Origin of the sequence: Nocardia sp. NPDC058666 (assembly GCF_042714895.1) — a bacterium.
Lineage (GTDB): Bacteria > Actinomycetota > Actinomycetes > Mycobacteriales > Mycobacteriaceae > Nocardia.
In genome coordinates this window covers 329201-345765 of record NZ_JBHXRY010000005.1, presented here as the reverse complement: position 1 = coordinate 345765, position 16565 = coordinate 329201, and the positions used below count along the sequence as shown (strand labels likewise).

Annotated in this window: 3 protein-coding genes; all 3 read left to right on the top strand. The window is 69.5% G+C overall.

Features of this window, described 5'->3' with window-relative positions:
- Positions 1–92: 92 nt before the first annotated feature.
- The 3 genes from lnt to ACFWVD_RS15425 all read left to right on the top strand — a co-directional run bounded on the left by lnt (position 93) and on the right by ACFWVD_RS15425 (position 16499).
- A complete protein-coding gene (lnt, locus tag ACFWVD_RS15435; RefSeq protein ID WP_379243327.1) occupies positions 93–1649 on the top strand; it encodes an apolipoprotein N-acyltransferase in 1557 nt (518 codons plus the stop codon).
- Between the two features lie 202 nt (positions 1650–1851).
- Positions 1852–15513: an amino acid adenylation domain-containing protein gene (locus ACFWVD_RS15430; protein ID WP_379243107.1), complete on the top strand. Its 13662-nt coding sequence runs from the start codon at positions 1852–1854 to the stop codon at positions 15511–15513.
- Complete coding sequence (locus tag ACFWVD_RS15425; protein ID WP_379243105.1) at positions 15510–16499, top strand: ATP-binding cassette domain-containing protein; 990 nt, start codon at positions 15510–15512, stop codon at positions 16497–16499. The genes ACFWVD_RS15430 and ACFWVD_RS15425 overlap by 4 nt, the downstream gene beginning before the upstream one ends.
- The last annotated feature ends 66 nt before the right edge of the window (positions 16500–16565 follow it).

Here is a 16565-nt window from a genome sequence, read left to right as displayed (position 1 = left end):
GAATCACGGAGCGCCACACCATGATCGACCCCGCCACGGAAAACCGCCCCGACTCCGCACCCGACGAGGCGAGTCCCAGGAGGACGCACCACATGGTCGCGCGAATGCTCGCCGCTGTCGTGGGTGGGTTGCTGCTGTTCGGCAGTTTCCCGCCGCGCCCGCTGTGGTTCCTCGCACCGGTGGCCATCGCGCTCCTCACCCTGGCCGTGCGCGGACCGGGCAAGCTGCGCGCGGGGTTCGGGTACGGAATGCTGGGCGGGCTGGCGTTTTTCGTGCCGCTGCTGCCGTGGACCGGGATCTATGTGGGCCCCGTCCCGTGGTTGGCGTTGTCGACAGTGTGCGCGGTGTACTTCGGGCTGTGGGGTCTGCTCGCGCGAGGGTTGAGCGCGCTGCCGGGGTGGCCGGTATGGCTCGCGCTGGCCTGGACAACCAGTGAATGGGTCAGGTCGAGTTTTCCGTTCGGTGGATTCCCTTGGGGCCGAGTCGCTTTCGGACAGGCCGACGGCTGGTACCTGCCACTGGCCGCCTACGGTGGCGCACCGCTGATCGGCTTCGCGGTCGCCTTGACCGGCACCGGTCTCGCCGCACTGGCGCTACACCTGATCGCCTACGCGAAAACCCCCACACCCCGCACCCTGCGCACCGGAATCGCCACGGCCGCAGTGACAATGGCTATCATGCCGCTGGCCGGACTGGCCCTGCGACCGACCCTGCCGGCCCCCGACGCGGGCATCCGAACGGTCACCGTCGCCGCCATCCAGGGCAGCGTGCCGCGCCTGGGCCTGGACTTCAACGCTCAACGCCGCGCCGTGCTGGACAATCACGTCCGACGCACCGAGGAGCTGGCCGACGCCGTGTCGCGCGGCCAGGCCGCACAGCCCGACATCGTCATCTGGCCCGAGAACTCCTCCGACATCGACCCCCTGCGCAACGCCGACGCCGCTGCGGAGATCACCGAAGCGTCCGTGCGCATCGGCGCCCCGATCCTGGTCGGCGCCGTCCTGGTCAACGGCGACCGCACCACCACCAACTCGGTGATGGTGTGGAACGGCGCCGCGGGCCCCGGCGACCGCCACGACAAGAAAATCATCCAACCCTTCGGTGAATACCTGCCGATGCGTAGTTTCTTCCGTTTGTTCTCCTCCTATGCCGACCGCGCAGGCTATTTCGTGCCCGGAAACGGTGACGGAACGGTCACCGCGGCCGGGGTGCCGATCGGCGTGGCGACCTGTTACGAGGTCGCGTTCGATCGGGCATTTCGGGAATCCCTCGACGCGGGCGCGCAATTGCTCACGGTGCCCACCAACAACGCCACCTTCGGCCGCAGCGAGATGACCTACCAGCAGCTGGCCATGTCGCGGGTGCGCGCGGTCGAACACGGGCGCGCGCTGGTGGTCGCAGCTACCACCGGCGTGAGTGGCATCATCACCGCCGACGGCGTGCTCAGCCAGCACACCGAGCAGGTCGTACCCGCCGCACTGGTGGCACAGCTACCGTTGCGCGACACGACCACAATCGCCACCCGAATCGGCGCATGGCCCGAACTGGCGTCCGTTATCCTGACCGCGATCGGCGTCGGACTGCTGTTTCTTCGACGCCGCCGCGCGAATCCGACTCAGGCCGTGCGGAGTTCGGACAATTCTGAATAAGCGGTTTGTTTCAACCCGGGGGAAGCGGCACGAAGTTGCTGCTGCAGGGGTGTAATCCACTGATATAAAAATAAATCAGATCGGTAGCCATCCGGCCGCCGTAGTACTCCGAATCATGGGCGTGGATAAGCCACGCCCTGGGCCGTCGTGTGCCCGGGCGCTGCTCGGGGAGATGTGACACAAGGCAGAAACGGAGTGCTTGATGAGTTCTTTGGCCACCGACCACGTCAGCTCATGCGTCACCGACGAGGATCCGGGCCAACCGTTCGCCCTCTCGCCCGGTCAGACAGCACTGTGGTACGCGCAACGGATTCGGCCCGATATTCCGCTCACCATCGCTCATTACGTGGAACTGCACGGTGACCTCGACGTCGGCCGGTTGCTGTACGCGAACGAGCGCTACGGCGCGGAATCCCAAGTGGGACATGTCCGTCTGCTCGAGATCGACGGCGTGCCGCACCAGCGCGTGGACCCCACCTGGCGGCCCGGCTGGGCCCGGATGGACCTGCGCGACGAAGCCGACCCGCGCGCCGCCGCGCTGACCTGGATGAACACCCACGCCAGCACCCCCAGCGACATGGAGCACGAGCCGCTCACCATCAACGTGGTCATCCGCGTGGGGGACCAGGAGTGGTTCTGGTACCAGCGCGGGCACCACATCGTCATCGACGGCTACGGCGCCATGAACGCCCTGTCGCGCACCGCCGAGATCTACACCGCCACCGGCGAACAGCGCGAACCGACGGCCTCGCGCGCGGCCGCCCTGGTTGACCTGTACGCCGATGAATCCCGCTACCGCGAGTCCAGCCGATTCCGTGCCGATCAGCAGTACTGGATGGAACAGCTGGCCGGTGTGGGCGAGCCGATGACGCTGTCGTCGGTCACCGCCGCGGGCGACACCCACGACGCGGGCAGGCACCGCGCCACCGCGGTCCTGGACACCGACCTGGACACCCTGCTCACCGAGGCGATCGCCACCCACGGTTCGGCCAACTCCGCGCTCATCGTCGCCGCGCTCGCCGCCTACGTCCGTTCGGTCACCGGCGACCCGGATGTCGTGCTGAGCCTTCCTGTTTCGGCCCGCACCACCGTGGCGCTGCGCCGTTCGGCGGGCGTGGTGTCCAATGTGGTGCCGCTGCGCGTGCGGTTCGACGAGCACACCACCGTCGCCGACGTCGTGCGCCAGACCGAACTGCAGATCACCGGCGCCCTGCGCCACCAGCGGTACCGCTCCGACGACATCCGCCGCGACTGCGGGTACTCCCGCGACGCGCGCGGGTTCTTCGGGCCGATGGTCAACATCATGCTGTTCCACGACGAGTTGAAGTTCGACGACATCGCAGGTCAGGTGCACGTGCTGGCCACCGGACCCGTCGAAGACCTGTCGATCAACATCTACAACGGCGACGGCGGCCGCATCCAACTCGACTTCGAAGCCAACCCGAAACTCTACGGCGAGACCGAGAACGCCGCCCACCACGGCCGCTACCTCGACTTCCTGGCCCGCTTCCTGGCCGCCGAACCGACCACGCCGGCCAACACGCTCACCGCGATCACCACCGCCGAACACGCCAGGGTGCTGCGCGAGTGGAACGCCACCGCGATGCCGGTCCCCGCCGCGACACTGGTGTCGCTGTTCGAAGACCAGGTGCGCCGCAGCCCGCACACCATCGGTCTCGAATTCGGTGACCGCACACTGGGTTACACCGAACTCGGTGACCAGGTGAACCAGTTGGCGCGCGAACTCATCGCCCGTGGCGCGGGGCCCGAGACCACGGTCGGCGTGTGCCTGCACCGCAGTATCGATCTGGTGGTCGGGATCTACGCGGTGCTCGCCACCGGTGCCGCGTATCTGCCGTTGGACCCCGAGCATCCGGTCGACCGCATCGAAGCTGTTGTGACGCAGGCACTTCCGGTGTGTGTGCTCACCGCCGCGCGCGACGGGGTCCGGCTGCCCGAGGGTACCGAGCGGCTCGACGTGGACACCCTCGATGTCAGCGCGCACGATGTCGCGCCGATCACCGATGCCCAACGGCGCGCGCCGCTGCGCGCCGATCACCTGGCCTACGTCATCTTCACCTCCGGTTCCACCGGTAAACCCAAGGGTGTCGGTGTCACGCACGCCGCCATCGTGAACCGGTTGCGGTGGATGCAGGCCGAATACCCCCTCGATTTCACCGACGCGGTCCTGCAGAAGACCCCCGCCACCTTCGACGTGTCGGTATGGGAGTTCTTCTGGCCCTTGCAGGTCGGTGCCCGGCTGGTCGTCGCCGCCCCCGAAGGACATCGCGACCCGGCGTACCTGGCGCGGATCATCACCGAAAAGTCCATCACCACAGCACATTTCGTGCCGTCGATGCTGTCGCTGTTCGTCACCGACCCGCGCGTGCGCGGCGGGGCGGGGCTGCGGCGGGTGTTCTGCAGTGGTGAGGCGCTGCCCGGCGCCACCGTCACCGATTTCCATGCGGCACTGCACGGTCCCGACGGTGGGCCGCAGCTGCACAACCTCTACGGGCCCACCGAGGCCGCGGTCGACGTCACCTACTGGCCGTGCCCGGCCGACGCCACCACCGTGCCGATCGGTTCGCCGGTCTGGAACACCCAGACCTACGTGCTCGACCCGCAACTGCGCCCGGTGCCGCCCGGTGTCGTGGGTGAGCTGTATCTGGCCGGCGTGCAGCTGGCCCGCGGCTACCTGGGCCGCCCGGATCTGAGCGCCGACCGGTTCGTGGCCAACCCGTTCACCCCCGGCCAGCGCATGTACCGCACCGGTGACCTGGCCCGCTGGCAGGTCGACGGCGGCATCCTGGAATACCTGGGGCGCACCGACTTCCAGGTCAAGATCCGCGGGTTGCGCATCGAACTCGGCGAGATCGAAGCGGCACTGTTGGCGCAGGACGACATCGCTCGCGCGGTGTGTGTGGCCCGCGCCGCCCGCACCGGTGACGATGAACTGGTCGCCTACGTGGTCGCCGCGCCCGGCGCGCAAGCACCCGACCCGACCGCGCTGTTGGCGGTGCTGCGCCGTGGTCTGCCGTCGTACATGGTGCCCTCGGCGCTGGTCGTGCTCGACGAACTGCCGTTGAGCGCCAACGGCAAGGTCGACCGCAAAGCGCTGCCCGCACCGGAGGCGGGTGTGCGGCTCACCACCGGTGCCGACGCGCCGCAAACCGAACTGGAATGCGCCCTGGCCGAGATATTCACCGAGGTACTCGCCCTGGACGGCACCGCGATCGGGGTGCAGGACAGCTTCTTCGACCTCGGCGGCAACTCGCTGGTCGCCGCGCGGGCCGTGGCCCGGATCAACACCACCCTCGACGCGAACGTCAGCATCCGCGAGATGTTCGAAGCGTCGACCATCGCGTCGCTGGCCGCGTACATCAGCACCCACCGGTCCGAAACCTCCACGCCCAGACTGGTTCCCGTGCACCGGCCCGAACGGGTGCCGCTGTCGCTGGCCCAACAGCGGCTGTGGATTCTCAACCGGTTCGCCGAACACGCCGCCGCCTACAACATGCCCCTGGCCTTGCGACTGACCGGAACCCTCGATCTCGACGCGCTGCGTGCAGGACTGCGCGACGTGCTGGACCGCCACGAGAGCCTGCGCACCAGCTTCCCCGAAGGCCCGGAAGGTCCGTACCAGCTCATCCATCCGGCCGCGGGCGTGGAACCCGAACTCGAGCCCATCGACGTGGACGCCGCCGACATCACCGCATTGGCCGCCGAAGTGGCGGGCCGCGGATTCGATCTGCGGACCGAGACTCCGCTGCGGGTCGCGCTGTACCGGGTCGGCGGCGACGACCACCTGCTGCTGGTGGTGCTGCATCACATCAGCGGCGACGGCTGGTCGGTCGCCCCGCTGGCGCGGGACCTGATGGTCGCGGTGTCGGCGCGCGCGAGCGGTACCGCACCGCAGTGGACGGCGCTGCCGGTGCAGTACGCCGACTTCGCGATGTGGCAGCGCGAACTGCTGGGCGAGGAAACCGACCCCGAAGCGCCCATCGCGGCGCAACTCGTGCACTGGCGTGGCGCACTGGCCGGGCTGCCCGACCAACTCGACCTGCCCTTCGACCGCCCACGCCCGCTGCACCGCGCCACCGGCGGCGACACCGTCGCCTTCACCATCGACGCCGAAACCCGCCGTGCCGCAGCAGAACTGGCGACCGGTCGCGGGGTCAGCATGTTCATGGTGTTGCACGCGGTGCTGGCCACCCTGCTGGCCCGGGTGTGCGCGAGCACCGACGTCACCATCGGCACGCCGATCGCGGGACGCTCCGATCCGGCCCTGGACGAGCTGGTCGGCATGTTCGTCAACACCCTGGTGCTGCGCACCGAAGTCGATCTGAGTGCCGGGTTCGATCGCATGCTCGACCTGGTCCGCGAAACCGACCTCGACGCCTTCGCCAACCCCGACGTGCCCTTCGAGCGCCTCGTCGAACTGGTCAACCCCGACCGCTCCACCGCCCGGCACCCGCTGTTCCAGGTGATGCTGTCCTACGACCGCACCCCCGAACTGCGCGTCGAATTGCCCGGTGTGACAGCCGAACTCGTACCGATCGAGCTGGGCGTGGCCAAGTTCGACCTGCAGCTCGAGGTCCGCGACAACCACGACGACGGACCATTGCACGCCGAATTCGGTTTCGCCACCGACGTTTTCGATCGCGCCACTGTGGAAGCCATCGCCCGGCGGTTCGCCGCTCTGCTGGCCGCCGCCGTCGCCACCCCCACCACACCGATCGGCGACCTCGACGTGCTCGAACGCCGCGAGATCGCGCGACTGGTGCCCGTGGCGGGCGCTCCTGCCGAACCGGCGGGCACGCTGGCCCGGCTGCTCGGACAGACCGCGCAGCGCCTGCCCGACTCGGTGGCGGTGCGGTACCTCGGCCTCGACACCACCTACCGGGAACTCGACGAACGCTCGAACCGGTTGGCGCGCAGCCTGATCGCGCACGGCGCCGGACCCGAATCGGTGGTCGCGGTCGCGTTGCCGCGTGGTCTCGAGTCGATCGTGGCCATCTGGGCCGTCGCAAAATCCGGTGCCGCGTACGTGCCCGTGGACCCGGCCTACCCGGCCGACCGCATCGCGCACATGATCGGCGACTCCGGTGCCGCACTGGGCCTGACCCTGCCCGAACACCTCGCCGCACTGCCCACCACCACGGGAAAGCACCGGAAAGCACCGGAGTGGATGGTGTTCGGCACGGCCGACTTCGAGGCCGATTGCGCGGTCCGCTCGGGCGCTCCGCTGTCCGACGCCGATCGCCGCCATCCGATGCGTGCCGGTCAGCCCGCGTATTTGATCTACACCTCCGGCTCGACCGGCACCCCGAAGGCCGTGGTGGTCACCCACGCCGGCATCGCCTCGCTGGCCACCGAGCAGACCCAGCTGTTCAAGGTCACCGACCACGCGCGCACCATGCATTTCTCCTCGCCCAGCTTCGACGCCTCGGTGCTCGAGTTGCTGCTCGGCTTCGCCGCGGGCGCCACCATCGTGGTCGCCCCGGCCGATCTGTACGGCGGTGCGGAACTGGCGAGTTTCCTGCGCTCGGAACGCATCACGCACGCCTTCATCACCCCGGCGGCGCTGGCGACCGTGCCCGCCGGGGATTTCCCCGCGCTCAACACCGTCATCGTCGGTGGTGAGGCCTGCTCGGACGAACTCGTCGACGCCTGGGCCACCAAGTACCGGATGCACAACATGTACGGCCCGTCCGAGGCCACGGTCGCGGTCACCGCGAGCGCGCCCATGGTGGCGGGGGAGCCGGTGCCGCTGGGCGCGCCCGTGCGCGGCATGCGGCTGTTCGTGCTCGACGGCCGGTTGAACCCGGTGCCGCCGGGGACCCCGGGTGAGCTGTGCGTGTCGGGGCCTGGCCTGGCCCGCGGATACCTCGGCAAGCCGGAGCTCACCGCGCAACGATTCGTGGCCAATCCGCACGGGCGTGTCGGTGAAAGGATGTATCGCACAGGCGATCTCGTGGTCGCCGACATGACCGGCCGGTTGCGGTTCCTCGGTCGCGCCGATGATCAGATCAAGATCCGTGGCTTCCGGATCGAACTGCGCGAAATCGACCATGTGCTGCGCGAACATCCGGGCGTGCGGTCGGCGCTGACCGTGGTCCACGTCGACGAGCAGGGGCAGCAGCGGCTGGCGTCCTACGTCACCGCGCACGGCCCGATCGACGCCGCCGCCGTACTCGACACCGCGCGCGGCGCACTGCCCGGCTACATGGTGCCCGCCGCACTCGCGGTCCTGGACACCATGCCGGTCACCCCGGCGGGCAAGCTGGACCGAAAGGCGCTGCCCGCACCGGAATTCGCGGCCACCGGGGGCTCACGCGCACCACGCACCCACCTCGAGATGCGCGTCGCCGCGGTGTTCACCGAGATCCTGGGACGCCCCGTGCCCGGCGCGGAGGACAGCTTCTTCGACATCGGCGGCAACTCACTGCTGGCCACCCGCCTGGCCGCCGCCCTGCACGCCGACTTCGAAGTGGACCTGCCCGTGCGGCAGATCTTCGAGGCGCCGACCGTGGCCGGGATCGCCGGGCTGATCACGGAAGCGCCCCGGACGCAGCGGGTGGCGCTGGCGGTACACACCCCGCGCCCGGGACGCATACCACTGTCGTTGCCGCAGCAACGGCTGTGGTTCCTGAACCGATTGTCCCCCGAATCCAGTGCCTACAACATCGCGTTCGTCTTGCGAATCGGCGGAGATCTGGACGTGCATGCGTTGCGGGGCGCGGTCACCGACCTGGTGGAACGCCACGAGGTACTGCGCACCGTCTTCCCCGAAGACCTGTCCGGCGCCCAGCAGGTGATCCTGCCGCTGGCACAGGCGATGCCGACCATCGAGGTCACCGACACCGCACCCGAGCAGGCCCGCGCCGAGTTGACTTCGCTGGCCCGCCAGGGATTCGACCTCACCCAACAGACCCCGTTGCGAGTGTCGTTGCTGCGCACCGCATCCGACGAACATCTGCTCGGCGTGGTCGTGCACCACATCGCCGCCGACGGCTGGTCACTGGGCCCGCTCACGCGCGACCTGGCACTGGCCTACGTGTCCCGCACGACCGGCACCGCATCGGGTCCGGCACCACTGCCCGTGCAGTACGCGGACTTCAGCCTGTGGCAGCGCGCGGTGTTGGGCGCCGACGACGACCCGGACAGCGTCTCCGCGACACAGTTGGCGTTCTGGCGGGAAACCCTGGCCGAACTGCCCGACGAACTGCCGCTGCCCTTCGACCGGCCGCGCCCGGCCGAACCCACCGGGGCGGCGGGCACGGTGACCTGCCAGGTCTCCGCACCGCTGCAGGCCGCGCTGGACGAGCTGGCCGGCGCCACCGGTGTCAGCCTGTTCATGGTCGTGCGCTCGGCACTGTCGGTGCTGTTGCGCAGCGTCACCGGCGGCCGCGACATCCCCATCGGCACCCCCGTGGCCGGTCGCACCGACATCCAGCTCGACGACCTGGTCGGCATGTTCGTCAACACCCTGGTCCTGCGCTCCGACGTCGACCCCGGCCGCAGCTTCACCGACCTGCTGCACGCCGACCGCGACGCCGAACTCGCGGCGCTCGCGCACTCCGACGTGCCGTTCGAACGGGTCGTGGACGCGCTGGGACGGGAAAGCAGGGCCAGCAACCGGCACCCGCTGTTCCAGGTCGCGCTGAGCATGCAGGACAACCCCACACCCGAACTGGAACTGCCCGGCCTGCGCCTGGCCGCGGAAGAACTCGACATCGCCCTGGCCAAATTCGACCTGGAACTGCGGATCGCGCCCGCATCCGACACCGGTCTCCGCTTCGAATTCGTCTACGCCACCGAACTTTTCGACGCCGCCACCATCGACACCCTCGCCGACCGGTTCGTGCAGATCCTCACCCAGGTCACCGCCGACCCACGGCAACGGGTGTGCGATCTGGACCCGCTGACCGTGCCCGAACAGCGTGACCGCGTCCCCGCCCAGGGACCCGCCGCGGTCACCCCGATCATCCTGGCCGACATCCTCGACGGTGCCGCCACCAAGTACCCGCACCGGCCCGCGCTGCGCTGGTTCGCCGGCGGCAGCGTCGCGGGCGAGGTGGGCGAGCTCGATTACGCCGAAGTCGCCGACCGGGCGCATCGCCTGGGCCGTGCGCTGATCGCGCGCGGCATCGGCACCGGGGACCGGGTGGCCGTCGGCCTGACCCGTTCGCTGGACTGCGCACTGGCGATCTTCGGTGTCGCGGCCAGCGGCGCGGCCTTCGTGCCCGTCGACCCGCGCTACCCGGCCGACCGGGTGCGGCACATGCTCACCGACTCCGGTGCCCGCGCGGTGCTCACCGCGAGCACCGACGCCGACGCACTGCGCGAAGCCGCGGGCACCCTCGACACCCAGTGGTTGCTGATGGACGGCGACGATCTCAACGCCGAACTGGCAGGCTACGACGGCGATCCGATCACCGATTCCCAGCGGATCCGCCCCGTGCGCAACGCCGATCTGGCCTACCAGATCTACACCTCCGGCTCCACCGGACTGCCCAAGGGCGTGACCGTCACCCACGGCGGTCTGGCCAGCCTCGCCCTCGACCTGCACGAACGCATGGGCCTGGACCGGTTCTCCCGGACATTCTTCTTCTCCACCCCCAGCTTCGACGTCTCGGTGCTGGACATGCTGCTCGCGGTCTATTCCGGCGCCGAAATGGTGATCGGGCCGATCGACATCTACGGCGGCGACGAACTGGGCGCACTGCTGGAACGCGAACAGATCACCCACACCTTCCTCACCCCCGCGGTGCTGGCCTCCATCGACGCCACCCGCTGGCCGCTGCCCAGACTGCGCGGACTGATGGCCGGCGGTGAGGCGGTGCCGCCGGATCTGGTCGAAAGCTGGGCCCCGGGGCGTCGGTTCATCAACGCCTACGGGCCCACCGAGTTCACCGTCATCGCCGCGATGTCGGAACTGCACGTCGGCGTGCCGGTCACCATCGGCACGCCCGTGCGCGGCTCCCGTGCGCTGGTGCTCGACGAACGCCTGCGACCGGTGGTCACCGGCGTGCCCGGCGAGCTGTACATCGGCGGTGCCGGTATCGCGCAGGGCTACCACGAACGATTCGGCCTGACCGCCGGACGATTCATCGCCGACCCGTGCGGTCCGGCAGGCAGCCGCATGTACCGCACCGGTGACGTGGTGCGCTGGACCGCCAACGGCGAGATCGATTACCTGGGCCGCAGCGACCACCAGGTCAAGGTGCGCGGCTTCCGGATCGAACTCGGCGAGATCAGCGCCGTACTCGGCGCACACCCACAGGTTCGCTTCGCCCACACCGAGGTTCGACGGATCTCCGGCGACGACCGGATCGTGGCGTGGGTGCAGCTCAACGAAGGCACCGACCCCGCCGAACTGGCCGCGGTGGCCGAGCTCGCGAAGGTCCGGCTGGCCGGGCACATGGTGCCCGCGTCACTGAACCTGATCGACCGGGTACCGCTGACACCCGTGGGCAAACTCGACCGCACCGCACTGCCGGAACCGGAATTCACCGCCACCGCGGGCCGGGCACCACGCACCGGCGCCGAACGGTTGGTGGCCAAGGTGTTCGAGGACCTGGTCGGTGCGACCGAGGTCAGCGCCACCGACAGCTTCTTCGACATCGGCGGCAACTCGCTGCTGGCCACTCAGTTGGTCGCCCGGTTGGCCGCGGCCAGCAATGTGCGTCTCGAGGTGCGCACGGTGTTCGCGACGCCCACCGTCGCCGAACTCGCCGCACTCATCGAAACCGGGCCGTCCGGCGACGAACACCGACCCGACCTGGTCCCGCAGGTGCGCCCGGAACGGATCCCACTGTCCGCGGCACAGCGCCGACTGTGGTTCCTCAACCGGTTCAACGCGGGCGGCGACAACCAGTCCGCGGGCGCCTACAACATCCCGGTCGTGCTGCGCCTGCACGGTCTCATCGACCTCGATGCACTCGTTGCCGCTTTGCACACGGTGCAACGACGGCACGAGACGCTGCGCACGGTGTTCCCCGAAACCGGCGGCGAGCCCGAACAGTTGGTCCTGGACCCGGAGATCGCCGCGGTCACCCTGTTCCACGCCACGGCCACCCCCCATGAAGTCGAAACCGCCGTCACCCGCTTCGTCACCCCGGGCTTCGACCTGTCGGTCTCGGTGCCGATGCGCGCGGCGCTGATCACCGTCGACCACACCGGGAAGTCCGTCCCGGCGAAGGCCAAATACGCCGTAGCCAGTTCGACCGAACACGTGCTGGTGCTGGTCGTGCACCACATCGCGATGGACGGGTGGTCCCTGGAACCCCTCGCCGGCGAAGTCGCCGCCGCGTACCGGGGGATCCAGACCGGGGAACCGTTCGGCGAACAGATCCCGGCGATCCAGTACGCCGACTACACCCTGTGGCAGCAGGAACTTCTGGGCACCGAAGACGACCCGGACTCGCTGATCAGCAAACAACTCGAGCACTGGACCGGCGTGCTGGACGGGCTGCCCGAACTGCTCACCGTGCCCGCCGACCGGCCACGCCCGCCGGTGCCCTCCTACCGGGGCGGCACCGTCGACTGCGCGGTCGACGCCGCCACGCACCGGGCGTTGCGCGGCATCGCCACCGACAACAACGTCAGCATGTTCATGGTGCTGCACGCGGCCCTTGCGGTCCTGCTGCACCGGGTCACCGGCGACGAGGACATCACCGTGGGCACCGCCAGCGCGGGCCGCGGCCATCCGGCGCTGGACGCGATGATCGGCATGTTCGTCAACACCCTGGTGTTGCGCACCGAGGTCGCGCAGGACCGGGCGTTCATCGACCTGCTGCGCACCGTCCGCGACGGTGACCTCGACGCCTTCGCCAACGCCGACCTGCCTTTCGAACGGCTGGTCGAAGTGGTGAATCCGGCCCGCTCGCAGGCACATCACCCGCTGTTCCAGGTGATGCTGTCGGTGCGCAACACCCCCGTGCGGATGCTCGAACTGCCCGGCCTGCGGATCGAAGCCGTCGACGCCGACGCCGGCATCGCCAAGTTCGACCTGCAGTTCACCTTCACCGAAACCCAGACCGCCGACCGGATCGGCGACGGCATCGACCTGTCGGTGAACTACGCCGCCGACCTGTTCGACGAGGTCACCGCCCGCCGACTGGGGGACCGCCTGGTTCGCCTGCTCACCGCCGTGGCCGCCGACCCGCACACCGCGGTCGGCGACCTGGCACTGCTGGACGCCGTCGAATGGACCGCTCTCGCACCGGTGCACGGCGCCCGCCCCGACGCCCCGCTGACCCTGGCCGGGGTTTTCGGTGCCGCGGTCGCGCGCTCCCGCGACGGTGTCGCACTGTGCGCGGGTGACACCGTGGTCACCTACGACGCGCTGGACCGGTGGACCAACCGCCTCGCGCGGGTCCTGATCAGCCAGGGCGTCGGCCCGGAAACCCTGGTAGCCCTCGGCATTCCGCGTTCGGTGGAATCGGTGGCGACCATGCTGGCCGTGGCCAAGGCAGGCGCGGCGTTCGTGCCCGTCGACCCGAACTACCCACCACAGCGGATCAGTCACATGCTCACCGATTCCGGTGCGGCACTGGGGCTTACACTGCTCGAGCACCGCGATCGACTGCCCGGCGACACCCGCTGGCTCACCCTGGACGACCCGCAGACCAGGGCCACCGTCCTGGGCACCGACGACTCGCCCATCACCGACGCCCAGCGCACTCACCCACTGCGCCTGCACAATCCGGCCTACGTGATCTACACCTCCGGCTCCACCGGCACCCCCAAGGGCGTGGTCGTCACCCACGGCGGCCTGTCCAACTTCGCCGCCGAGACCGCCGACCGTTTCGACGTGCGGCCCGGCAGCCGGGTGCTGCACTTCGCCACGCCCAGCTTCGACGCCGCCATGCTCGACCTGCTGTTCGCCCTCGGTGGTGCGGCCACCCTGGTGATCTCCCCGGCCGGAGTGGTCGGCGGTGAGGAACTGCGGCAGGTGTTCATCCGGGAGCGGATCACCCACGCGTTCATCACCACCGCCGCACTGGGCACCGTCGACCCCACCGGCGTGCACTCGCTGGCGCACGTGCTCACCGGCGGCGAAGCACTGCCGCCGGAACTGATGGCGCGCTGGGCACCGGGCCGCAACTTCTACAACGTCTACGGCCCCACCGAGACCACCATCGTCACGCTGATGCCGCAACCGATGAGCCCGCAGGGCCCGATCACCATCGGTGGCCCCATCCGTGGCGTCGCGGCCACCGTGCTCGACCGACGGCTGCACCCCACCCCGATCGGTGTCACCGGCGAATTGCAGTTGGCCGGTGAGGCTTTGGCGCGCGGCTACCTGAACCGGCCGGGTCTGACCGCCCAGCGGTTCGTCGCCGACCCCTACGGGGCACCCGGTGCGCGGATGTACCGCACCGGCGACCTGGTGCGCTGGCGGGACGGCACTAAGTCGGCGCTGGACGTGGAATACGTGGGCCGCACCGACCACCAGGTCAAGGTCCGTGGTTTCCGCATCGAACTCGGCGAGATCGACGTCGCGTTCGCCCGCCACGCCGACGTCGAGCTCGCGCTCACCATCGGCCACACCACCGGGGCCGGCGTCACCGCACTGGTGTCGTATGTGAAGGCACGCAACGGCACCGCGCCCAGCGTGCCCGAACTGCTCGAACACGTCGCCGCGCACGTGCCCAATTACATGGTCCCGCAAGCGATCATGATGCTGGACGAGGTGCCACTGAGCCCGGTGGGCAAGCTGGACCGGTCGCGGCTGCCCGAGCCGGTGTTCACCGCGTCGGGTGGTTACCGGGCGCCGGTGACCCCCGCAGAGGTGGCGCTGTGCGCGGTGTTCACCGAGGTCCTCGGGGTACCGCGCGTCGGCGTGGACGACGGGTTCTTCGAACTGGGCGGCAACTCGCTGCTGGCCACCAAAGTCGTTGCCGCACTGCGTGAGCAGGGCTACGAGATGCCGGTGCAGATGATGTTCGGCGACGCCACCCCCGCGGGGATCGCCGCCAAGCTGGACGATCTGGACCCGGACGCGGTGATCGAGGCCGCCACCGGCCCGGTGCTGGCGCTGCGCCCGTCCACCAGCCCGCACGACACCCCGCTGTTCTGCGTGCACCCCGCCATCGGCCTGGCCTGGTGCTACGCGGGACTGCTCGCGCACCTGGCACCGCAACGTCCGGTCTACGGCCTGCAGGCCCCGCACGTGTCCGGCGACGACGGCTTCACCTCGATCCCCGAAGCCGCGGGACACTATGTCGCCCAGATCAAGTCGATCCAGCCGCACGGCCCCTACCACCTGCTTGGCTGGTCGCTGGGCGGGCTGATCGCGCAGGAGATCGCCGTGCAGCTGCAAGACGCGGGCGAAGATGTCGAACTGCTGGCCATGATGGACAGCTACCAGCTCGGCGACCGGTGGCTGGACACCTCGATGCCGACCGTGGCCGACATCCTCGGCGAATTCGGCGCGGACCTGGTCGACGGGGCACCGCTGCCCGCCGACCTGGACCTGCACGAAGCGGCGGACCTGCTACGGGCACAGCCGGGCCCGTTCGCCGCGCTCTCGGTCGATCACCTGCAACGCCTCTACACCGGTTACGCCGACGGCACCGTCATGGCCAACCGGTTCCGGCCGCGCACTTTCGACGGCGATCTGCTGTTCTTCACCGCCGCGGCGGACGAGATCAACGCCGCCGACCCCGGCCGGTGCGCCGAGGCCTGGCAGCCGTTCGTCACCGGCAACATCCACAACCACGACCTGCCCTGCAGGCACTCGGGCATGACCTCACCGGAATCGTTGGCGGCGATCGGCCCCGTGCTGCATCGCCACCTCGACGCCGTCCCGGAGATCACCGTGTGCGGCAGCGGCCAGAAGGAGATGCGTCCGTGAGTCTTGCGGTAGAAGTACGTGGCCTGGCCAAGAGTTACGGCAAGGTACGCGTGCTGAAAGAGATCGACCTGGAGATCCCGGCGGGCACCGTCCTGGGCCTGCTGGGACCCAACGGCGCGGGCAAGACCACCACCGTGCGCATCGTCACCACGCTGTTGCGACCCGACGCCGGTTCGGTGCGGGTCGCGGGCATCGACGTGCTCGCCGACCCGGCAGCCGCGCGCACCCGGATCGGGTTGTCCGGCCAGTACGCCGCGGTCGACGCGAACCTGACCGGTTACGAGAACCTGCGCATGGTGGCCCGCCTGTACGGCATGGGCCGCAAACAATCCGTGGCACGCGCGGAGGAACTGCTCACCGCGTTCGGCCTCGACCACGCGGCAGGCCGACGCGCGGGCACCTACTCCGGCGGCATGGCGCGACGCCTGGACCTGGCCGGTGCGCTGGTGGCGCGCCCGCCCGTGGTGGTCCTGGACGAACCGACCACGGGCCTGGACCCGCGCGGGCGCCTGGACATGTGGCAGGTGATCGGCGACCTGGTCGACGACGGCACCACCGTGCTGCTGACCACCCAGTACCTCGAGGAAGCCGACCTGCTCGCGGACCGGATCACCGTCATCGACAAGGGCACGGTGATCGCGCGCGGGTCCGCCGACGAACTCAAGACCTCCATCGGCGGCGACCGGCTCACCGTCACCCTGGCCGCCGGCCAGAGCCCATGGCCCGCGATGTCGGTGCTGCACCAGGTGGGCGTGGGCGAACCGATCCACGAACCCGGCAGCGACGAAGTGTCGGTGGTGGTCGGCAACGGTTCCCGCACGATGGTCGAAGCGTTGCGCCGCCTCGACGACGCCGGAATCTGCGTGCTGGATGCGAACGTGGTGCGCCCGACCCTGGACGACGTGTTCCTGTCCCTGACCGGCACCCCCGCCGAACCCATCCCCGAGTCCGAAACCGATGTTGTGCAAGAGGAGATCTTGTCGTGAGCGCGCCCGATGTCACGGTGGACGAGTACGAAACCCGCGACCTGCCGATCCAGCCCGCCACCCCGA